The sequence below is a fragment of the Neoaquamicrobium sediminum genome, from assembly GCF_013240295.1.
Classification (GTDB): domain Bacteria; phylum Pseudomonadota; class Alphaproteobacteria; order Rhizobiales; family Rhizobiaceae; genus Aerobium; species Aerobium sediminum.
In genome coordinates this window covers 124,642-146,142 of the sequence record NZ_JABETK010000004.1, presented here as the reverse complement: position 1 = coordinate 146,142, position 21,501 = coordinate 124,642, and the positions used below count along the sequence as shown (strand labels likewise).

Genomic DNA, 21,501 nt, shown 5'->3' with positions numbered 1-21,501 from the left:
TGATCCGGAGGCGCCTTTTCCTTATTCGGCTGCCTTGGGGTAGGCCACGCCTTCATCGTTGGCGATCGCAGGCTTGCTGTCGGCATCCTTCGTCGTGTCCACAGTGCCGCCCTTGCCGCGCCTGAACAGGCGCGACAGCAGGCTGCGGTGGCCTTCCGGCCGCTTGTCGCGGGTGAACACCATCAGCGCCGAGGGCGTCACGACGAGCGTCAGCACGGTCGCGAAGGCGAGGCCGTAGACAATCGCGCTCGACAGAGAAATCCACCACTGCGTCGACGGCGCGTTGATCGTCGTTTCATGGTGGAACAGTTCCAGCCCCAGACCGAATGCGATCGGCAGCACGCCCATGATCGCCGAGACGGCGGTCAGAACCACCGGACGCGCGCGTTCGCGGCAGGTCTGCAGCACCGCGTCCATCTTCGACCAGCCTTCCTCGCGAAGACGGTCATAGGTGTCGATGAGCACGATGTTGTTGTTCACTACCACGCCAGCGAGCGCGATGACGCCGATACCCGACATCACGATGCCGAAGGTCTGGCCGGTCAGCAGCAACCCGAGGAACACGCCGATGGTGGACATGACCACCGTCATCAGAACCAGGAATACGCTGGTGAACTTGTTGAACTGCGCCAGTAGCACGATGAAGATCAGGAAGATCGCCGCGCCGAAGGCGTTGGCGAGGAACGCACTGGCCTCGTCACTCTCCTGGCTGGACCCGGCGAGTTTCCAGTTCGTGCCGGCGAGCTCCATGCCGCCGACAGCCTCGGCCACCTGTGCCTGGACTTCGGCTACCTGGAAGCCATGGCCGACATTGGCCTGCACCACGATCGTGCGCTGGCCGTCGATACGCGACAAGATACCGGTGCGCGGCTCGGCAACGCGGGAGACGAAATTCGAGATCGGCACCGAACCCTGCGCGGTCTCGACGCGGAGCTGGTCGAGCGTCGACAGCGTGCGGCGATCCTCGGGCAGGCGCAGGCGAATATCCACCGCATCGTCGGCCCCGGCGGGGCGATAGTCGGTCAGCTTGAGACCAGTGGTCACGAGCTGGACGACCGTACCGACGGAGGACGGGCTGATGCCGTATTGGGCGGCCTTGGTGCGGTCGACTTCCAGTGCCCAGTCGACGCCGGGTGGCGGCAGTCCGTCCGAGATGTCGATCACACCGGGCACCTGGGCGATCTTTGCGGCCACGTCACGCGCATGGTCATTGAGGTTCTGGGGATCGGTAGCCGACAGGCGAACCTGAATAGGCTTGCCGGTTGGTGGGCCCGCATCGGGCACGCGCACCTCAACGTCGACGCCGGGAATGCCAGCCATCGCAACGCGCAGGTCATCGAGGATGGCGTTCGCGGACTTACGCTCGCGCCAGTCGACGAACTCGTACTGGATGACGCCGACGACATCCTCGGGGATGTCCTGCCCTCCGCCCTGCGTCTTGCCGACGCGGGTATAGACAGATCGATGCCTGGCCAGCCAAGCAGACGGCTTTCGGCCTCGCTCGTCGCGGCGTCCATCTCTGCCAGCGAGAGATTGCCGCGGGCGTGCACGTAAAGCAGGCCGTAGTCGGGCTCCACGCTCGGGAAGAATTCCACGCCGGCGCCGTATTGCGAATAGGAGTAGAAGACACCGGCGAGCAGGCCCACCGTCAGGACCAGCACGGTGACCGGAAAACGCACTGCCTGCTTGACGATCGCCATGTACCAGCCGTCGCGATGGGAGCCTTCCGGCTCGACATGCGCTTTGGCGAACATGGCCCCGAGCGTCGGGGTAAAGACCAGCGCATAGAGCATTGAGGCTGCGAGCGTGACGATCAGTGTGATCGGCATGTACTTCATGAAGTCGCCGACGATGCCGGGCCAGAACAGCAGCGGCGAGAACGCTGCGATACGCGTCATCGTTGCCGCGATCACAGGACCCGCCATGCGCTTGGCCGCCAGCTCGAACGCCTGTTCGCGCGGCATGCCTTCCGACATCCGCCTTTCCGCGAACTCGGTGACGATGATCGCGTCGTCCACCAGCATGCCCACGGCAAGGATGAGACTGAACAGCACGATCATGTTGATCGTGTAGCCCATCATCGCCAGCGCCAGGATACCCATCAGGAATGAGGACGGGATTGCAAGGCCGATCAGCATCGAGGAGCGGCCGGACAGCGAGTAGAGAATGATGATGAAGACCAGGATGACCGCGATGAGCACGTGGTTCTGGAGGTCGTTCAGGAGCTGGTTGACGAAGACCGACTTGTCCTGGGTGTAGGTGACGGTCATGCCTTCCGGCAACTCGGCCGCAAACTGATCCGCGAGCGCCTTCGCGCCATTGATCGTATCGACAATGTTGGCGCCCGTGCGCTTCTTGACTTCGATAGCGATCGCCGGCGCGCCATTGATGCGCGTGATCGTCTCGGCGTCCTTGTAGGTCGAGCGGATGGTGGCGAGATCCTGCGCCCGCACCACAGCATTGGGGCCCGCGACGATCGGCAGGTTGGCGACGTCCTCGACTGTCTCGATCAGCGAGGGCACCTTGACGGCAAACTTGCCCTCGTCGCCCTCGAGAGCACCGGCTGCCACAAGGCTGTTGGAGGCCCCGATGGACTGGATCATCTGGTCGAGGCGCAGGCCATAGGATGAGAGCTTCATCGGGTCGATCACGACCTCGACGAGATCGTCGCGCGCGCCTTGCAGCGAGGCTTCCAGCACGCCCGGAATTTCTTCCATGCGGTCGCGCAGCTCGCGCGCTGCTCTCGTCAGCACGCGCTCGGGCACATGGCCGGAAAGCGTGACGACCAGAACCGGAAATTCGGAAACGTTGACCTCGTGAACCGTCGGCTCGTCCGCGCCCTGAGGAATGTCACCCCGGGCGTCGTCAACCTTGCTGCGGGTGTCGTCCAGGGCCGTCTTCAGGTCGGTCGAGGGGTCGAATTCAAGCAGCACGAAGCCGCCGCCCTGATAGGCGGAGGAGCGCATTTCCTTGACGCCCTTGATCGTCTTGAGCTTGGTCTCGACAGGCCGCAGCAGCAGACGCTCCGATCTTCCGGAGAGATGCCCTGGTAGGTCAGGCTCACATAAATGATCGGGATCGCAACGTCAGGCTCGGCTTCCTTTGGCACCGACTGGTAGGCGAGAGCGCCTGCGATGACCAGAAACAGAAGGACCGAGAGGGTCAGTCTTGCGTTGCGTATGGCAAGTTTGACGATGTCCATGAGCTCATTGCGTCCCGCCGGTCGCTTCGCTGACCAGCTTGTTGATCATCTCTTTGTCGGCTTCGACGGGGTTCACGACGTCGCCTTCGGTGACCAGTTCCTGGCCTTCAACGATTACCCGTGCATCTGCGGGGATGCCGCCGAGGACCAGGCCTTTGGGCGTGTCGTCGACCAGATCGATCGGGTAGAACACCACCTCGTTGTCGCCATTGACGGCGCGAATGCCGAGGTCGCCCGTATTGCTGAGCGTGACGACCGAACGCGGAAGGATCGTTGCTGAGACCGGATCGGCGCGCAACGTGACCTCGGCGGTCATGCCGGCCGGCACTTTGCGGTCCGCATTCGGCACGGCAACCTCGACGCGGAATGTGCGGGTGGCGGCGGTCGCATCGCGGCTGATGTAGCGGATTTCGCCTTCGACCGTCATGCCGTTGACGAGGCGAACTTCGGCCTTGTCGCCGGTCTCCACGTAAGCGAGGTCGCGCTCGGAAACCTCCCCGCGTGCGAGGATCGGATCGAGATTGATGATGGTGGCGACCTGCGCGCCCTGGCTGACGGAGCTGCCAAGCTCGACGTCGACCTTGTCGATGATGCCTGCAAACGGTGCCCGCAGCGTGTTGCGGTCAAGTTCGGCCTGCGCCATCTCGAGCTGCGAGCGGGCGGAAGCGAGCGCGGACATCGCGTTGTCGAGCTGAAGCTTGGGCATGCTACCCGTCTTGGCCAAGCGGCTGGCCGCGTCGGCCTCGGCTTCGCGCTGGGCGAGCAACTGGCGTGCTGTTTCGACCGAGGCTTCCTTGCCTTCGGCTTCAAGCTTGGCGATCAGGTCGCCCTTCTCGACACGCGAGCCTTGGCGGATCGGCAGGTCTTCGATGACACCGGCCGCACGCGTGGCAAGCACGGCCCGCTTGTCCGCGTCGGTGGTTCCCGACAGACGGATCGCACGCGAATGGTCGACGCGTGGCGGCTGAACCACCGCGACTGTGCGCGGCGGCGTCTGCTCTTCCTGGGTTTCTGCGGGCGTTGGCGCAGCGGCTTCTTCGTCTGCGGCGCTGCCGACCGACGAGAATTCGCCCGTTGCCACCCAAGCGGCGGTTGCGATGAGAACGGCGACCGCCGCTACCTTGTGGAACTTGATCTTTGGCATGTTCTTCGAAATCCAGCGAGCGATGCCCCAGTGGGTCGCGTACCCCTACGGAAGGCGTCGATATGGGGGTGCGTCGTTTCCCATTCAATCCGGCGGTCCGCAATCAATGCGAAAAGCACGGGGTTCTACCTCAATTTTGCGGTGCAACATAGTCAGAACTTGTGATCTTCCGATCACTCCTGACAATGGGTTGTCAGCCTTCGCCGCGAAGGACGTTTGACGAACCGTCAACCCGACAGCATCCGTTCAATATTGTATTCGGCTCATCACCACCGGCTGTCGCCGGCATTGCAACCTGACCTCGAGGCGACATAAAATAAAGACAATTCAAGGACATGGGGCTCCCGCAGCCTCCCATGCGAGAATTGCCTCATAGGTTTCCTCCGCGCTGCCCGGCGCGGGTTCCCGTCCGGGGCCAGGATCCCAGCCCCAGGCAACGAGTGCGTCGTCGCGAACATGCGTGGCAACCTCCTGAAGGGAACGATCGCCGTTTCGCGCCGGGTCCTTGATCTGCTCGCAGATTTCGGCCGAAGTCTTGCCGAACCACACCATCTCCGCCGGCGCCAGATGCCAGTTCTCGGCACCCGGCGGGCCGTGCAGGACCTGCGAATTGGTCTCGAAATGGCAGGTCGAGCAGCGCAGGCCTGCATTGCCGAAACCGGATCCATCGTCGCCGCGCTGCACGTTGAAGGCGTGGAAACGCGTTCCGCCGTAATGACGGCCCGACCAGCGTGGATGCTCGTCCTCGACATGGCAGTTGGCACACCGCGGATGCGAGAAAACTGCGTTGACCTTCTCCCACTCCTCAAGCCCGCGTTCGCGGTCGACCGCCGGCTCCTGCTGCTGGGCCGTCTGCGCGAAGGAAGCTGCAAACGGTGCCGGCGCAAAGAGGGATACCAGAGCAGCCAGGATGACGGGTTTCGAATTCATGCGAAGGCAACCTCCTTGCCGAGCGGGAGGGAGCGTATGCGCTTGCCGGTCAATGCGAAGATTGCATTTGCCAGCGCGGGAGCGGCGGGTGGCGTGCCGACTTCGCCGACGCCGCCCATCTTGTGGAAGTTCTGGAGGATCGCGACCTCGAACGCCGGGGCCTGATGCATGCGCATGGCGTCGAAATCGTGGAAATTTGACTGGTCGACCTTGCCGTCCGTGAAGGTCAACTCCTGTCCCATGGCCGCTGAAAGGCCGAAGACGGCGCCGGACGTCATCTGTGTCTCGATGATGCCGGGGTCGAGCGCCGTGCCGACATCCACTGCGATCCACATCTTTTCCAGCTTGATGCCCGCCGGGGTGTCGGCGATCTGGACAACCTGTCCGCACCAGCTTCCAAACGAAAGGGTGAAGGCGAACCCTTTTGCCTTGCCTTCAGGCAGAGGTTCGCCCCAGCCCGACATTTCCGCGACCTTGTCTACGACGGCGACGGCCGCCGGAAAGTCGGCCATGAGCTTTCGCCTCATCTCCACCGGATCGATGCCGCCGGCATGGGCGATCTCATCCATGAAAGCCTCGTGGAAGAAGCCGTTGACCGAGTTGCCCACCGAGCGCCAGAAGCTGACTGGGATGGTCAGCGGCACCTGGATCTCCGACACCCGGTAGTTGGGGATCGTGTAGGGCTGATTGCGCGACCCGTCGGTGATCGCAGGATCAGATCCGCCAGCCGGCAGGGACGGAAACAGCCGCGACGTCAGCGACGCCATCATGTTCTGCGCGGCGATGCGCATATCGACCGCAACCGGCAGGCCGTCGTCGCCGATGCGCGCCCGGAAGAGGCCAGCCGAAGCAGGGCGATAGACCCCGCGTCGCATATCTTCCTCACGGGTCCAGGTCACCTGCACCGGGCGTCCGTCGGTCTCTTTGGCGAGGATCGTCGCATAGAGCGCGTAATCCAGTTCACCGCGTCGCCCGAACGCACCGCCCATCGATGTGGTGTGGACGTTGGTGCGCTCGCCTGGCACGCCGGCGATGTCCGAGCAGAACCAGCGAACGAGCACCGGCATCTGGTTCGGCGCCCAGACATCAAGCACGCCATCTTTCAGGCGCGCGGTGCAGTTCATCGGCTCCATCGGCGCATGCGCCAGGTAGGGAACCGAATATTCGGCCTCGATGACGCGCTCGGGTGGCGCGTCGGCGAAAGCGACATCCACGTCGCCGTCGTCCCGCATCGCGCTTGCGTCGCCGGATCGCGCGGCATCCGCGATCATTGCGACGATGGCGTCATGGGTGACGGGATATGCTGGCTCGCCCCATTCGACATCGATCGCTTCCGCAGCCTTGAAGGCAGCCCAGGTGTTCTCCGCGATGACGCCGAAGCCGCTGCCATAGGTCGATTCTATCGGCACGATCTTGACCACGCCCGGCAAGGCTTCCGCCGCCGCCAGGTCTGACCGAACCGGCTTCGCGCCGAATACCGGGCTCATACGCACGGTCGCGAACAGCATGTCGGGCTGTCTGACGTCGATGCCGAAGATCGGCGCGCCGGTGACCTTGTCGAGCATGTCGACGCGCGGCTGCGGCTTGCCGAGCAGTTTCCACTGCGTGGGCTCCTTCAGCCGCACCTCCGAAGGAGGCGACAGCTCTGCGGCGTCCGTCGCCACGCTTCCATAGGTGAGGCTGCGGCCAGAGGCCTCGTGCACGATGGTGCCGTTGTCGGTTTCGAGTTCCGTGGCTGCAACGCCCAGACGTGTGGCGGCTGCGTCGATCAGCATCGTTCGCGCGGCAGCGCCGGCCTGGCGCATCCTGTCGAAGCCGTCGCGCGCGGCGGTCGAGCCGCCGGTTGCCTGCAGACCCAGCATCTTGCCTGCGCCGCCCATCATTCCGCGCACGGTCTCGGCGGTAAAGCTGTCGTCCCAGAAATCAAAGCCGCCGCCTTCTTCAAGCAGCGCCGCGTTGTAATAGGCGTAAGACGCAGGGCCGTGCTCGACCCTGACGCGGTCCAGCGTCACGTCGAGCTCTTCCGCGACGAAGGCCGCCAGCGTCGTCGAGATGCCCTGGCCCATCTCCGCACGCGGTGCGATGACGGTGATGGTCTCGTCGGTGCCGATTTTCACATACGGGTTGAACGTGACTTCGCCCTCGGCGAGGCCGTCTTCAAGCGGGTTGGGGTAGGGCTTGCGGTAGTAGTAATAGCCGACGGCGATGCCGCCGGCTGCGACTGCTGCCAGGCCGAGAAAGGTTCGGCGGGTGATCGTTCCGAGACGCGACATGGTCAGGCCTCCGTCCCGTTGCCGGCAGCGCGCTTGATGGCGGCCCGTATCCTGGGATAGGTGCCGCAGCGGCAAAGATTGCCGGCCATGGCCTTGTCGATGTCTTCGTCGGTGGGGTCGGGGATCTCTTCGAGCAGCGCCACCGCGGTCATGATCTGTCCCGCCTGGCAATAGCCGCACTGCGCGACCTGCTCGTCCAGCCAGGCCTGCTGAACCCGGTGAAGCGCCCCGTCGCGGGCAAGCCCCTCAATCGTCGTGACCCGGCCCGTGACGTCGCCCACCGGCAATACGCAGGACCGGACGGGAGCGCCGTCGATGAGAACGGTACACGCGCCGCAGGCTGCGATGCCGCAGCCGAATTTTGGACCAAGGATGCCCGCGACATCGCGCAAGGCCCACAGGAGTGGCATCTGGGGATCGACCTGGATATCGATCTGCCGACCGTCGACTTCGAGTTGCATGGGAATACCTTTGCAGGCCGTCGGGGTTGATCGCGGACACCTTGACAAATTTTGTTATTTTGTCAAGACAGTCTCATGACCATGGCCGCGCCAACCAGCGACAAACGACGTCAGCCCTCAGATGAGCGCCGCGAGCGCATCCTGGAGGGCGCGTTCAAGGTTTTCCTGGCGTATGGCTACGATCGCACCACCATGGACGATATCGCCAGGGCGGCCGAAATCTCCCGGCCGGCACTCTATCTTGTCTTCCGCAACAAGGCCGACATCTACAGGGCGCTCGCCTCACAATTCCTGAACGAACTACTGGCTCGCACGGAAGCTGTGCTGGCAGAGGAAGGCCCGTTGGCGGCCCGGCTGGACCGGATGTGCGAAGGCGTCTTCTACTGCATGATGCGCGAGATAGAGGAGACGCCGCACGGCCCCGAACTCCTCGACGTCAAGAATCACCTTGCCGGCGATGTGATGACCGAATGGCGGGGACGACTGGACGCGGTCCTGGCGCAGGTCATCGAGACCGAGGCGCTCAAGAATGGCGTCGACCTGGAAGCCAAGGGTTTTTCCGCTCAAACCCTCGCGACAATGCTGAACGACGCGATGGAAGGTATGAAGGCCCGCATTGCCGATCCCAAGGAGCATATGGAACGCGGCAAGCTCTATCTGAAGGTTATCGGCGCGGTTCTGAATCCGTAGGCTCGCCGCGCGGGCGGTGATGATTGGCTGACGGCGGCCGCTTGCGGGTGGCCAGGAAATCGCGCACGCGGGCGCCTGCCGTCTTGCGCGGTCGCGCCGCAAGACCCGGGGCCAGTTCGCCGGAAATGTCCAGCGAGGCGCGCTCGCCGACATCATCGTAGCTTTCCGCCAGCCAGTCTTCAGCGGCCGAGCGGCCGAGATCGCGCAGATATTCGAGGAATGCCCATTCGGCGTTGACCTTCGACGAGGCGGAGAGATCCTTGAACGCCTCGTCGGCGTCGATCCTGTGCATGCGGATCTGCCGATACTGGCCGCGCTCAAGTTGGCCGCTCTCGATCAGTTCGTTGACGAAGGCGATGGCACGGAATTCGCGAAGCATCGCCGCGTTGAAGGTGATCTCGTCGATGCGGTTCTGGATTTCGCGGGCCGAGCGTGGCGCGCCCTCCCGTTCCACCGGGTTGATCTGCACCAGCAGCACATCCTCGACCGGCGTCGCGTAGAAGAACGGATAGAGCGCCGGGTTGCCGCCATAACCGCCGTCCCAATAGGGTGTGCCGTCGATCTCGACGGCCTGGAATATCTGCGGCAGGCAGGCCGAGGCCATCACCGTGTCCAGTGTGATCTCACTCGTCTCGAACACGCGCAACTGGCCTGTCTCGACATTGGTGGCCGAGATGAAAAGTTTCGGCCCCGTGCAGCGGCGCACCAGATCGAAATCGATCTCCGTGCGGACCACATCGCGTAGCGGATTGTGGTTGAACGGATTGGCGCTGTAGGGCGAGAAAATCCGCGAGAAGGCGTCGAACCACAGATAGCCCGGCGTGTTCTCGACCGACCAGTTGCCCCACAGCACGTCCCACGGCATCCGTCGGACGGGGCTGAAGCGGCCCTGCTGGGCGACCGCACGCCAGAAGTCGTGAAGCTTTTGCCGGGCGCCCTCGGCTCATTGGTGGCCCAGCCATGCGCCAGCGCCACCGCGTTCATTGCGCCTGCGCTTGTGCCGGATATGGCGGCAATGTCCAGCCGCCCGTCTTCAAGCAGGCGATCGAGCACACCCCAGGTAAAGGCGCCGTGCGAACCGCCACCCTGCAGCGCTATGTTGACCGGCTTTTTGTCGGCCGATGTCGCGTCCGCGTTCATGTCGTGCTCCATGCCTCCCGGTTGCCTCCCGAAAGGTTGGAGATCCTATTGCGCCGTCCAGCCGCCATCGACGGACAGCGTGGTGCCCGTGATCTGTGCCGCATCGTCGGAGCACAGAAAGGCCGTCGAGGCGGCGATCTGCTCGACGGTCGCGAACTGCTTCGACGGCTGCTTGGCAAGGATAACGTCGCGGATGGTGGTCTCGCGGTCGAGGCCCGTCTCTTTCGCGCGGTCCTCGATCTGCGTTTCGACGAGCGGTGTGAGCACGAAGCCGGGGCATACGGCGTTGCTGGTCACACCCTGACCTGCCAACTCGAGCGCGATGGTCTTGGTAAGCCCCACCACGCCGTGCTTGGCCGCGACATAGGCAGACTTGTTCGGTGAGGCCCGTAGCCCATGCGCCGATGCGATGTTCACGATGCGGCCCCAGCCGGACGCTTTCATGTGGGGGATCGCTGCCGCCGCAGTGTGGAAGGCCGAGCTCAGATTGATGGCGATGATGGCATCCCAGCGTTCCGCAGGGAACTCGTCGACGGGGGCCACGAACTGGATGCCCGCATTGTTGACGAGAATATCGACCGTGCCGAAGCGCGAGACCGTCTTCTCGACCAGCATGCGGCAGTCGTCAGGCTTCGACATGTCCGCCTTGATGTAAACGGCTTCGGCGCCATGGCGCTCCGCTACGCCGGCGGCTATCGCATGGTCTTCCTGGCTGTCGGAATACGAATTGATGACGACGGCACAGCCCTTGGCTGCCAGCGCCTCGGCTATGGCCAAGCCGATGCCTGAGGTCGATCCCGTCACGATTGCCGTTTTTCCGGTCAGCATGGCTCTTCCTTCGCGTGTCCATTTCCCTTGATGCAGATTTATTGCAGCGCAGCATAAAATCCAACCTTGCCGGCCGGTAAGCGCCGTGTCGCCTTTGTCATGTCAGTTTTGGCGGATTGTGCTAGACGGTATCAAGGCATAGATATCGCCGCGAACAGGCGACAACGAGTTCGACCCGATGCAGCAATTCCTTGACCGCCCCCTTGCACGACGCCATTCGGTCGGTGTCGCCGTCGGCGATGTCATCGTGGGGGCGACGCCCCGGTCGTCGTTCAGTCGATGACCAATACCGACACGGCTGATATTGACGCGACCGTGGCCCAGGTGGCAGCGCTCCACCGCGCTGGCTCCGAGATCGTTCGGATCACGGTGGACCGCGACGAGGCGGCCGCAGCCGTGCCTCGCATACGGGATCGCCTGGCGCGGCTCGGCTGCCACGTGCCGCTCGTCGGCGATTTCCACTATATCGGGCATAAGCTGCTGGCCGACCACCCGGATTGCGCCGAAGCGCTGGCCAAGTACCGGATCAATCCGGGCAATGTCGGCTTCAAGGAGAAGAAGGATCGGCAGTTCGGCGCCATCGTCGAGACCGCCATCCGCTACGACAAGCCGGTGCGCATTGGCGTCAACTGGGGCTCGCTCGACCAGGAACTGCTGACGCGCCTCATGGACCAGAATCAGGCTCAGGGCTCGCCCATGACGGCGATCGAGGTGATGCGCGAGGCGATCGTGCAGTCGGCGCTGATTTCGGCGACGATGGCCGAGGAGATCGGCCTGCCGCGCGACAAGATCATCCTGTCGGCCAAGGTGAGCCAGGTTCAGGACCTTATCGCCGTCTACGTGGAGCTTGCCAAGCGTTCCGACCATGCACTGCATCTGGGTCTCACGGAAGCGGGAATGGGCACAAAGGGCGTGGTCGCATCGTCCGCCGCCATGGGCATCCTGCTGCAGCAGGGTATCGGCGACACGATCCGCATCTCGCTGACGCCGGAACCCGGCGGCGACCGCACGCGCGAGGTTCAGGTCGCTCAGGAACTTCTTCAGACCATGGGCTTCCGCCAGTTCGTGCCGATCGTGGCGGCTTGTCCCGGTTGCGGCCGCACGACGTCGACCGTGTTCCAGGAGCTTGCCGCCACCATCCAGGACGACCTCCGGCGCAACATGCCGGTCTGGCGCGAGAAATATCCGGGGGTCGAAGAACTCAAGGTCGCCGTGATGGGCTGCATCGTCAACGGCCCGGGCGAATCCAAGCATGCCGATATCGGCATATCCCTGCCGGGCACGGGCGAGACGCCTTCGGCGCCCGTCTTCATCGATGGTCAGAAAGCCGCGACGCTGCGCGGCCCGCAGATCGCCGACGATTTCCAAAAGATGGTCGCGGAGTACATCGAGCAGCGCTTCGGCGCCGGCGGAAGGCAGGCGGCGGAGTAGGGCAGCCGGTCTAGGCGCTCAACGCTACCGCATCACTGCCGATCCATGCGTTGATCTTGGCGGCTAGCTTGTTGGGTGAGACCGGCTTGGACAGGTAATCGTCCATGCCCGCTTCGATGCACATCTCGCGGTCGTCCTTTAGCGCATGGGCGGTGACGCCGATGATCGGCGTACGGGTGCCCATGCCGACTTCCGCGCGGCGGATCGCGGCTGCCGCCTCCAGCCCGTTCATCTCCGGCATCGACACGTCCATGAGGATGAGGCGCGGCTTCAATGTGCGGTGCATCTCCACGGCCGTGCGTCCGTTGGAAGCGATCCTGTAGGCAAGGCCGAGGCCGTCGAGGATCTGGCTGAAGACGAGCTGGTTCACCTCGTTGTCCTCGGCGACGAGAATGTCTAGCGGCCGGCCCCCGCCGGATCGAACGGACGCAATTGGCCGGTCGGGATTCGGACGACCGGCTTGGGCGCGAAATTGTGGACAGCTTGCGGGCTGGCGGCAAGGCGGTCGCGTTTCGGCATCGCCTTTGCCTTCTGCATGATGGTGACGAGGGTCTCCAGCAGGGCGGAAGCGCGCGCTGGCTTGTTCAGATGCGCCGAAATCCCGGACTCGATCGTCAGGTGCCCGGTGATCGCCTGATCCACGGACGTCAGGAGCAGGACAGGAATATCCCATGTCGCCGGATTCGCGGCGATCCTGCGGGCAACCTCAAGCCCGTTGATGCCGGGCATCTGGTAGTCGAGAATGATGCAGTCGACACGGGCGCCGAGCTGTGTTGCGCGATCGAGGAACGCGAGGCCGACTTCGCCGTTTTCCGCGGCTGCGCAGTCGAAATGCCAGCTTCTGAGCTGCTCCAGAAGAATGTCTCTGTTGACGCGGTTGTCGTCGATGACGAGCACGCGTGCCCCGGAAACATCGACCGGGACCGGCAGCGTCGGTTCAAGATCGGCGTGAACCGGCAGCGGGACCGTGAACCAGAAGGTCGAACCCTTGCCGAAGTCGCTTGAGACGCCCATCTCGCCGCCCATCAATTCGACAAGCCGCGAGGCGATGGCCAGCCCGAGGCCGGTTCCTTCATGCCGGCGGGTGGACGAAGCATCGACCTGGCTGAACTTCTCGAACACTTTGGCCAGCATGTCGTCGGGAATGCCGATGCCGGTATCCTCTACGCGGACGGTAACGTAGGCGGTGTCGCTTTCGACGTGACCGCTTACATCGACCAGCACGTGACCCTTCTCTGTGAACTTGACGCCGTTGCCGACAAGGTTCGTGACAATCTGGCGGATCCGTCCGACGTCGCCGACGACGCATCCCGGCAGGTCGGGATCGACACGAACGATGAGTTCGAGATCCTTTTCGGCAACGCGCGTCGAGACCAGGGTTGCGACGTCTTCAATCGCCTCGCCAAGACGGAATGGCGCAGGGTCGAGGCTAAGCTGTCCAGCGTCGATCTTCGAGAAGTCGAGAATGTCGTTGATAATCGTCAGCAGTGCATTTCCGGATTTTAGGATCACATCGGCGAAGGTTTTCTGCCGGCTGTCCAGATCGGTGCGCACCAGCAATTCGGCCATGCCAAGCACGCCGTTCATCGGCGTCCTGATTTCGTGGCTCATATTGGCCAGGAATTCCGACTTGGCCCGATCTGCCGATTCCGCTTTGATGCGGGCAGCTTCCATCGAGGCGTTCGCCTCGCGCAAATCGTCGTGCGCCTTGGCGATGTTGCGCATCATCGGCACGAAGACCCACAGGGTCGTGCCGACGCTGACCAGAAAGATCACCCCGGCCACTGCGTAGAGGATTTTTTCCAGCCAGCCGTAGCCCTTGATGGTGTCTGCGCGCAGTTCTGCGGTGATGCTGTCCAGATTTGGCCGGACACGCTCGCTGGCGATCGTCTGCATCTGGGTGAATACGCGCTGGGCGGCGGGCAGCGAATAGTCCGCGAAGAGATCGAGACGGTTCGCGAGCGTGACGACTTCAAGCACGTCCTGTTTAAGGGAGCCGGCTTGACCGCCACCGTTCCATAGCCGGACGATCGATTCCGGCGCCGTCAGGCCTTCGATCTCCGCGAGGACGGGCTCGAGATCGGCTGGTTGATGCATGGGAGTGTCGAGCTGCGATTCGCCCACGGCGATTTCCGTACCCGCAGCGCGTCCGAATGCCCTGTATGCCAGATCGAGACGGTCGATGGCCCCGTGAAGTTTGCCTTGCACGTCTGCCATGGCGGCACTGCCACCGGCGGCGGGGCGCGCTTGGGTGGAGGCAGGCAGTCCTACGTCGCCATTTCCGAGTTCTACGGAAACCGATCGTCGCGCCTTCTGGGCTGCGAGTTCAGACTTCAGGCGGGTCTGGTCCAGCATCAGCGCGTAATAAATGACCTCGCCGGTGGCCTCGCTCATTTCGCCGAGAACGGCGCCGAATTTGGCGCTGGTCTTGGCCTCGCCTGCCTGCCAGTTGATCAGCGCGGCGCCGATGCCGACAGCAAGCAGGAAGCCGGTCATGATGAAGATCAGACGGCCGCGCATATAGGCGCGTGTTACAGCAAACGACATTGACCCCGAAGACCCGTTACCCGACACACATCGCTCAAAATCGAGCAATCCGATTAAAGCGCTGTTAATCGAGGGAGTTTGGGCTTCAGAACGAACGCAGCGCGATGAATTGTGCGGCCTGACGCAGTGTCGCAGCGCGCTCGCCGAAGGGTTCAAGCAACGCGTTTGCCTGGTCCACCAGCCCGGAAAGCTGTTGGCGCGTCCAGTCGATGCCATGCAGTGCGACGAGCGTTGCCTTGCCAGCCTCGGCATCCTTGCCCGCTGCCTTGCCAAGGGCGGTGGCATCCGAAGTGGCGTCCAGCAGGTCGTCGGCAAGCTGGAACGCAAGGCCGGTCGCCTGTCCGAATTCGGTTAGCCGTTGCCGCTCCGGCTCCGCTGCCGCGCCGATAATCGCGCCTGCCTCGCAGGCAAAGCGTATCAGCGCGCCGGTCTTCATCGCCTGAAGCTTGATGATGCCCTGTTCGTCGGGTTTCTCGCGCTCCGCCTGCAGGTCGAGGGCCTGGCCTCCAGCCATGCCGCCCATGCCGGCTGCACGCGCAAGCAGGAGCACGAGCCGTGCGCGCGTTTCGGCGGGCAGCTCGGTCTCCTCGTCGGCAACGATGTCGAAGGCGTAGGTGAGCAGGCTGTCGCCGGCGAGAATCGCGGTTGCTTCGTCGAAAGCCCGATGAACGGTCGGGCGGCCGCGGCGCAGGTCATCATCGTCCATCGCCGGCAGGTCGTCATGGATCAGCGAATAGCAGTGCACACATTCCAGCGCCGCAGCCACGCGCAAGGCCGCAAGCCCGTCGGCATCGAACAAGGCGGCGCTTTCCATCAGGAGGAACGGGCGCAGGCGCTTGCCGCCGCCCAGCACGCCGTGCCTGATGGCCTGCATCAGTTCCTCTGGCCGTGCGATCTCGCCCTCGCGAGGTTTGGTGGTCAAAAGCGCCTGCAGGCACTGCTCGACATTCCGTGCCCTATCGGCGAGCGCCATCTCGAAATCAGCGGGGGCGGTCATCTGTTCCATGGCGCGAGGCATGGGGGCAAATACAGCCCGCGTCAAGCGGTCCGCGGCGTTGCGCATTGCCCTTTGCGTCTGTATTCGGGAAAGATGAAGTGCGAGGCGCAAGGGTGGACAAGCCGACCACAGAGCCGGTTGTCGAGATCGAGCCGGAGATGAGGCGGAAACGCTGGAAGGGCGGGCGACAGCGCAGCCGGCTGAGCGTCTGGCTGCGCCGCGTTGTGCTTTTTGTCGTGGTGCTGGGCCTGCTGCCGGCACTGCTGACGTTCGCCTATCTGCCGCCGGCCGTGCACCCGCTGTCAACGCTGATGATGAAGGACATCGTTACGCTGCAAGGCTACGATCGACGCTGGACGCCTATCGATGAGATCGGCGACAGGCTCATCCACTCGGTGATGATGTCGGAAGACGGACAGTTCTGCTCGCATGACGGTGTCGACCTGGCCGAGTTCAAGGTACTGCTTGAAGAGACGCTCGCCGGGGAGACGACGCGCGGCGGATCGACCATCACGATGCAGACGGTCAAGAATCTTTATCTCTGGCACGGCCGATCCTACCTGCGCAAAGCGATCGAGCTGCCTTATTCGATCTACCTCGACATCGTGATGCCCAAGCGGCGGATCATGGAAATCTACCTCAACATCGCCGAATGGGGACCAGGCATCTACGGGGCCGAAGCCGCCGCACAATACCATTTCGGCAAGTCGAGCAGCGAACTGACGTCGCGACAGGCCGCACTGCTGGCGGTGACGCTTCCAAGCCCGCTGACGCGTACGCCGGGCAAGCCGGGGCCGGGTCTGGAACGGCTCGCGCGCACCATCGAGCGGCGGGCCGGCCACGCAGGCGGCTACAATCAGTGCCTGCGTTAACGCGGCGCGCAAAAATTTGCGCGCCGGTGCTGGTCAAATCCGGCGCGTGAGTGTATAGGCACGCAACTTTCCTGGTTCTCGGCCGCGATGCGAGGCCCTTTTGTCGAGGGCGGCAGCGGCCGTTTGACCGAACACCGGAGCAGGACAATGGCTGTACCAAAAGAAAGACCTCGCCGTCGAAGCGCGGCATGCGTCGCTCCGCCGACGCGCTCAAGGCCCCGACCTATGTCGAGGACAAGAATTCCGGCGAACTGCGCCGCCCGCACCACATCGACCTGAAGACCGGCATGTATCGCGGCCGTCAGGTGCTGGAGCCGAAGGAAGGCTGAGCGAAAGCTAGCCAATCCACGGATTGAAAGGACCGGCCTCGCGCCGGTCTTTTTCGTTTCGGGCTGATCTATAGTTCCTTCGCCATCTCGCGCAGGCGGAACTTCTGGATCTTACCGGTCGAGGTCTTGGGGATTTCCGCGAAGATCACCGTGCGCGGGCATTTGAAGCGGGCAAGCAGCGCGCGGCAGTGTGCGATGATTTCCTCTTCGGTCGCGGTCCGGCCAGGCTTCAATTCCACATAGGCGACGGGTGTCTCACCCCATTTGTCGTCCGCGCGCGCCACAACGCCGCAGGACGCCACCGCCGGGTGCTTGTAGAGTGCATCCTCGACCTCGATGGACGAGATGTTCTCTCCGCCCGAGATGATGATGTCCTTGGACCGGTCCTTGAGCTGGATGTAGCCGTCGGGATGCATCACGCCGAGATCGCCAGAGTGGAACCAGCCGCCGGCGAAGGCTTCGTCGCTGGCTGCCTTGTTCTTCAGGTAGCCCTTCATGACGATGTTGCCGCGGAACATGACTTCACCGATTGTCGTTCCGTCGGCGGGCGTTTCTTCCATCGTCTCCGGGTCCATGACGGTCAGACTTTCGAGCGCTGCATAGCGCACGCCCTGGCGTGCCTTCCTGGCTGTGCGCGCGTCCTTGTCAAGCTGGTCCCACCCCTCGTGCCATTCGTTGACGACGGCCGGGCCATAGGTCTCGGTGAGTCCGTAGAGATGTGTGACGGCGAAGCCGGCATCCGCCATCCCGGAAAGCACCGCTTCCGGCGGTGGCGCGGCTGCGGTGTTGAAGGTGACGGTTTGCGGAAAGTCCCGCTTCTCGTCGTCAGCCGCGTTTATCAGCGTCGACATGACGACCGGCGCGCCACACAGATGTGTCACGCCATGGTCGGCGATGGCGTCGTACATGGCTCTGGCGCGGACCCAGCGCAGGCAGACATGGGTTCCGCCGGTGACTGCCAGCGTCCACGGAAAGCACCAGCCGTTGCAGTGAAACATCGGGAGGGTCCACAGATAAACCGGATGCCTGCCCATGCCCGCATGGATCGTGTTGGCATATGCCATCAGCGCCGCGCCGCGATGGTGGTAGACGACACCCTTGGGATTTCCCGTAGTGCCCGACGTGTAGTTCAGCGCGATCGCATCCCATTCGTCGTCCGACATTGCCCAGGCGAAGTTCTCGTCGCCGGATGACAGGAACGCCTCGTAGTCCGTGTCGCCGATACGCTCGCCCTTAGGATACGGCGCGTCGTCGCCGTAGTCGGGATCGTCATAGTCGATTACGAACGGTTTGACCGTCGCCAGCGCCAGCGCTTCCTTCATCACGCCGGAAAATTCCCGGTCGACGATCAGTACCTTGGTTTCCGCATGGTCGAGCTGGAAAGCGATGATCGCCGCATCGAGCCGCGTGTTGAGCGAGTGCAGCACAGCCTTGACCATCGGCACGCCGTGATGCGCCTCCAGCATCGGAGGCGTGTTGGACAGCATGACCGAAACCGTGTCGCCCTTGCCGATGCCCTTGCCTGCAAGCGCGGAGGCCAGCCTGAGCGAACGCTGCCAGAATTCGCGATAAGTGGTGCGCGACGCGCCGTGGATGATGGCGACTTGGTCGGGGAAGACTTTCGCCGCACGCTCCAGATAGGTAAGCGGCGTCAGCGGCTGGTAGTTCGCGGCGTTTTTCTCAAGGCCGAGCGCGTAGGGATTGGTCATGCGGAGCTCCTTCACGCTGCGATTATGCACACGGCGCGGCGGCGGTCATCAGGGTTGCGCCCATATCTCGAAGGCGCCGTCCCACACCAGCTTGGCGCCGACGATCAGCACCATGCCGTACATCAACGGATAGAAGATTTCCGGCTTCATGCGGCGAACGATCCACGCCCCGGCAAGCGTCGCCAGCGGAGCGATGGGCATGAGCACCAGCGAGGCGGTGACATTGGTGGCATCGAACTGGCCGAGGGCAAAATAGGGGATCAGCTTCACCGCATTGACGACGGCGAAGAAGATGACGCTGGTGCCGACGAAAAGTGCGGGCTGCTGGCCGAGCGGCAGGGTATAGACCTGATAGGGCGGGCCGCCTGCATGGGCGACGAAGCTGGTGAAGCCGCTGACGATGCCCCAAAAGCCCGCCCGCGCGGGACTGTGGTCCGTCGGCCGCTCGACGGTCGCCATCCCCTGCGTTGCCCAGCGGGCGAAGAACGCGATCGCGACGAGCCCGACGATAAGCCGTACGGCGCCGGTGGTCACCACCGCCGCCGTCAGCCAACCAAGCCCGATGCCGAGCATGGCCGCCGGCAGCATCAGCTTCAGCGTCACGGGGTCTCGTTCGCCGCGCCACGTCCACAGCGACACGACGTCCATGACGACGAGGATCGGCAGCAGGATCGCCGCAGCCTGCACGGGGGACACCACCAGAGCCATCAACGGCACGCCGATCAGCGCCATCGCGCCGCCCAGTCCGCCCTTCGACAGGCCGACGAGCACCACCGCCGGAACGGCGGCAGCATAGAACCAGGGGTCGGAAAGCAGTGGGACCATTGCGCGCGGGAACAAGCCTTTCGCCGCAAGCCATAGCCGCTGCAACTGGCTTTGGCGAGGCCCGCCATGCAGCAAAAGAAAAGGCGGCCGCGAATGCGACCGCCTTTCTGAAACTGCGTGACTTGTGCTTCGCGAAGGCTCCTCGCTACGCTCGGAGACTTGTCACCCTTGGGGCTGGGGCTCCATGCCGGCGTCGGGCTCTTCGCCACCCTTTTTCTTGTCGTCCTTGCGGGCACCGGCCTTCGGCACGGTGGAACCACGCGACGGCGGGGTGTCGTCGCCGAGATCGCGCGCGGGCTTCTCGCCCTTGATGATCGCCTTGATCTCGTCGCCCGAAAGCGTCTCGTATTCGAGCAGCCCCTCGGCGATGGCGAGCCACGCGTCGCGATGCTCCTTGAGGATACGATGCGCTTCCTTGTAAGCCTCGTCGATCAGGCGGCGCACTTCCGCGTCGATAAGCTGGGCCGTTTCCTCCGACACGTTCTGCTGGCGCGCGACGGAATGGCCGAGGAAGACCTCTTCCTGATTGTCGCCATAGGCGACATGGCCGAGCTTGTCGGAGAAGCCCCAGCGCGTGACCATCGCACGGGCGAGCTTGGTCGCCTGGTCGATGTCGGAGGCCGCGCCAGAGGTGATGTTTTCCTTGCCGAACTTGATTTCCTCGGCAACGCGTCCACCCATCATGATGACGAGACGCGAGATCATGTATTTGTAGCTCATGGAGTAGCGATCGCCCTCCGGAAGCTGCATGACCATGCCGAGTGCGCGGCCGCGGGGATGATCGTCGCCTTGTGCAGCGGATCGGCCGAGGGGACCTGCAGCGCCGTGATGGCGTGGCCTGCCTCGTGATAGGCGGTCAGCTCCTTCTCGGCCTGCGTCATGGCGTTGGAGCGGCGCTCCGCGCCCATCATGATCTTGTCCTTGGCGTCCTCGAACTCCAGCATCGTCACGAGGCGCTTGTTACGGCGCGCGGCCATCAGGGCGGCCTCGTTGACGAGGTTCATCAGATCGGCACCGGAGAAGCCTGGCGTGCCGCGCGCGAGAACCTTGAGGTCGACATTCGGCGCCAGCGGCACGTTGCGCACATGCACCTTGAGGATCTTCTCACGGCCGATGATGTCCGGGTTGGGCACGACCACCTGGCGGTCGAAACGGCCCGGACGCAGAAGTGCGGGATCGAGCACGTCGGGCCGGTTGGTCGCGGCGATGAGGATGATGCCCTCATTGGCCTCGAAGCCGTCCATCTCGACAAGAAGCTGGTTCAGCGTCTGCTCGCGCTCGTCATTGCCGCCGCCAAGGCCGGCGCCGCGATGGCGGCCGACCGCGTCGATCTCGTCGATGAAGATGATGCAGGGCGCGTTCTTCTTGGCCTGCTCGAACATGTCGCGGACGCGGCTGGCACCGACGCCGACGAACATCTCGACGAAGTCCGAACCGGAGATCGTGAAGAACGGCACGTTGGCTTCACCGGCAACGGAACGCGCAAGCAGCGTCTTACCGGTTCCGGGAGGGCCGACGAGCAGGACGCCGCGCGGAATCTTGCCGCCAAGTCGCTGGAACTTCTGCGGGTCTCGCAGAAACTCGACGATTTCCTCCAGGTCCTGCTTGGCCTCGTCGACGCCCGCCACGTCCTGGAAAGTGACGCGGCCATGAGCCTCGGTCAAAAGCTTGGCCTTGGACTTGCCAAACCCCATTGCCCGGCCGGAGCCGGACTGCATCTGGCGCATGAAGAAAATCCACACGCCGAGGATCAGGATCATCGGCAGCCAGGAAATCAGGTAACCGAAGATCGAATTGGAGCCGTCCGTCTCCGGTCGCGCGTTGATCGTGACGCCGCGCTGCTCAAGCCGCTCGACCAGCGAGGGATCACCTGGCGAGTAGGTCTGGAAACCGCTGTTGGAGTCGCCGTAGGTGCCGGAAATCCGGCTGCCGGAAATCGTCACCGTGTTGACGCGGCCCGATTCAACTTCCTGCAGGAACTCCGAATAGGGAATCTCGCGCGATACGCCACGCTGCTGTGGCGCCTGGAACAGATTGAAAAGTGCGATCAGCAGGACGGCAATGATCGCCCAGAGCGCGAGGTTGCGATAATTCGGATTCATCGTGTTTCCCGTTGGTGTCCG

At 63.6% G+C, this 21,501-nt stretch carries 12 protein-coding genes and 5 pseudogenes; 4 read left to right on the top strand and 13 right to left on the bottom strand.

Annotation, left to right across the window (positions count from 1 at the left end):
• Positions 1–21: 21 nt before the first annotated feature.
• The 5 genes and pseudogenes from HK436_RS26655 to HK436_RS26635 all read right to left on the bottom strand — a co-directional run bounded on the left by HK436_RS26655 (position 22) and on the right by HK436_RS26635 (position 8,010).
• A pseudogene (locus HK436_RS26655) lies at positions 22–3,202 on the bottom strand (efflux RND transporter permease subunit).
• A gap of 4 nt (positions 3,203–3,206) precedes the next feature.
• Positions 3,207–4,346 (bottom strand): efflux RND transporter periplasmic adaptor subunit, encoded by a 1,140-nt coding sequence (locus HK436_RS26650; RefSeq protein WP_173194682.1) that lies wholly within the window; start codon positions 4,344–4,346, stop codon positions 3,207–3,209.
• 327 nt (positions 4,347–4,673) lie between these two features.
• Positions 4,674–5,276, bottom strand: a complete 603-nt coding sequence (locus HK436_RS26645; protein ID WP_173194681.1) for a hypothetical protein — start codon at positions 5,274–5,276, stop codon at positions 4,674–4,676.
• On the bottom strand, positions 5,273–7,549 hold the full coding sequence (locus HK436_RS26640; RefSeq protein WP_173194680.1) for a xanthine dehydrogenase family protein molybdopterin-binding subunit: 2,277 nt from the start codon (positions 7,547–7,549) through the stop codon (positions 5,273–5,275). The genes HK436_RS26645 and HK436_RS26640 overlap by 4 nt, the downstream gene beginning before the upstream one ends.
• Before the next feature lie 2 nt (positions 7,550–7,551).
• Complete coding sequence (locus HK436_RS26635) at positions 7,552–8,010, bottom strand: (2Fe-2S)-binding protein (protein ID WP_173194679.1); 459 nt, start codon at positions 8,008–8,010, stop codon at positions 7,552–7,554.
• A gap of 75 nt (positions 8,011–8,085) precedes the next feature.
• On the opposite strand from HK436_RS26635, the gene HK436_RS26630 reads away from it, so the two are divergent.
• Positions 8,086–8,700: a TetR/AcrR family transcriptional regulator gene (locus HK436_RS26630; protein WP_244649459.1), complete on the top strand. Its 615-nt coding sequence runs from the start codon at positions 8,086–8,088 to the stop codon at positions 8,698–8,700.
• On the opposite strand, the pseudogene HK436_RS26625 reads toward HK436_RS26630, so the two are convergent.
• Together HK436_RS26625 and HK436_RS26620 are read right to left on the bottom strand one after the other, a co-directional pair.
• Positions 8,675–9,840: pseudogene (locus HK436_RS26625) on the bottom strand (patatin-like phospholipase family protein). The gene HK436_RS26630 and the pseudogene HK436_RS26625 sit on opposite strands and share 26 nt — an antisense overlap.
• Before the next feature lie 45 nt (positions 9,841–9,885).
• Entirely contained in the window at positions 9,886–10,668 is a 783-nt protein-coding gene (locus HK436_RS26620) for a 3-hydroxybutyrate dehydrogenase (protein ID WP_173194678.1), read from the bottom strand.
• A 178-nt stretch (positions 10,669–10,846) separates the two neighbouring features.
• On the opposite strand from HK436_RS26620, the pseudogene ispG reads away from it, so the two are divergent.
• Positions 10,847–12,099 (top strand): annotated as a pseudogene (ispG, locus tag HK436_RS26615) (flavodoxin-dependent (E)-4-hydroxy-3-methylbut-2-enyl-diphosphate synthase).
• 10 nt (positions 12,100–12,109) lie between these two features.
• On the opposite strand, the gene HK436_RS33830 reads toward ispG, so the two are convergent.
• From HK436_RS33830 to HK436_RS26605, 3 genes are all read right to left on the bottom strand, one after another.
• The gene (locus HK436_RS33830) at positions 12,110–12,469 is read right to left on the bottom strand and encodes a response regulator (protein WP_376769220.1); all 360 of its coding nucleotides are present in this window, start codon (positions 12,467–12,469) and stop codon (positions 12,110–12,112) included.
• A gap of 26 nt (positions 12,470–12,495) precedes the next feature.
• Complete coding sequence (locus tag HK436_RS26610; protein ID WP_376769219.1) at positions 12,496–14,646, bottom strand: ATP-binding protein; 2,151 nt, start codon at positions 14,644–14,646, stop codon at positions 12,496–12,498.
• An 85-nt stretch (positions 14,647–14,731) separates the two neighbouring features.
• The gene (locus HK436_RS26605; protein WP_376769218.1) at positions 14,732–15,643 is read right to left on the bottom strand and encodes a polyprenyl synthetase family protein; all 912 of its coding nucleotides are present in this window, start codon (positions 15,641–15,643) and stop codon (positions 14,732–14,734) included.
• 113 nt (positions 15,644–15,756) lie between these two features.
• Here HK436_RS26605 and mtgA point away from each other — a divergent pair, with 113 nt between their 5' ends.
• Together mtgA and rpmF are read left to right on the top strand one after the other, a co-directional pair.
• Positions 15,757–16,515 carry a monofunctional biosynthetic peptidoglycan transglycosylase gene (gene mtgA / locus HK436_RS26600; RefSeq protein ID WP_376769217.1) on the top strand — a complete coding sequence of 253 codons (759 nt, stop codon included), beginning with the start codon at positions 15,757–15,759 and terminating at the stop codon, positions 16,513–16,515.
• Positions 16,516–16,673: 158 nt separating this feature from the next.
• A pseudogene (rpmF, locus tag HK436_RS26595) lies at positions 16,674–16,844 on the top strand (50S ribosomal protein L32); the annotation flags it as partial.
• 68 nt (positions 16,845–16,912) lie between these two features.
• Here the strand turns inward: rpmF and HK436_RS26590 are convergent.
• The 3 genes and pseudogenes from HK436_RS26590 to ftsH form a co-directional block, all read right to left on the bottom strand.
• Positions 16,913–18,553, bottom strand: coding sequence for an acyl-CoA synthetase (locus tag HK436_RS26590; RefSeq protein ID WP_173194675.1), 1,641 nt, complete (start codon positions 18,551–18,553; stop codon positions 16,913–16,915).
• Positions 18,554–18,601: 48 nt separating this feature from the next.
• Positions 18,602–19,378, bottom strand: coding sequence for a sulfite exporter TauE/SafE family protein (locus tag HK436_RS26585; protein WP_173194840.1), 777 nt, complete (start codon positions 19,376–19,378; stop codon positions 18,602–18,604).
• A gap of 162 nt (positions 19,379–19,540) precedes the next feature.
• Positions 19,541–21,480: pseudogene (ftsH, locus tag HK436_RS26580) on the bottom strand (ATP-dependent zinc metalloprotease FtsH).
• Positions 21,481–21,501 lie beyond the last annotated feature (21 nt).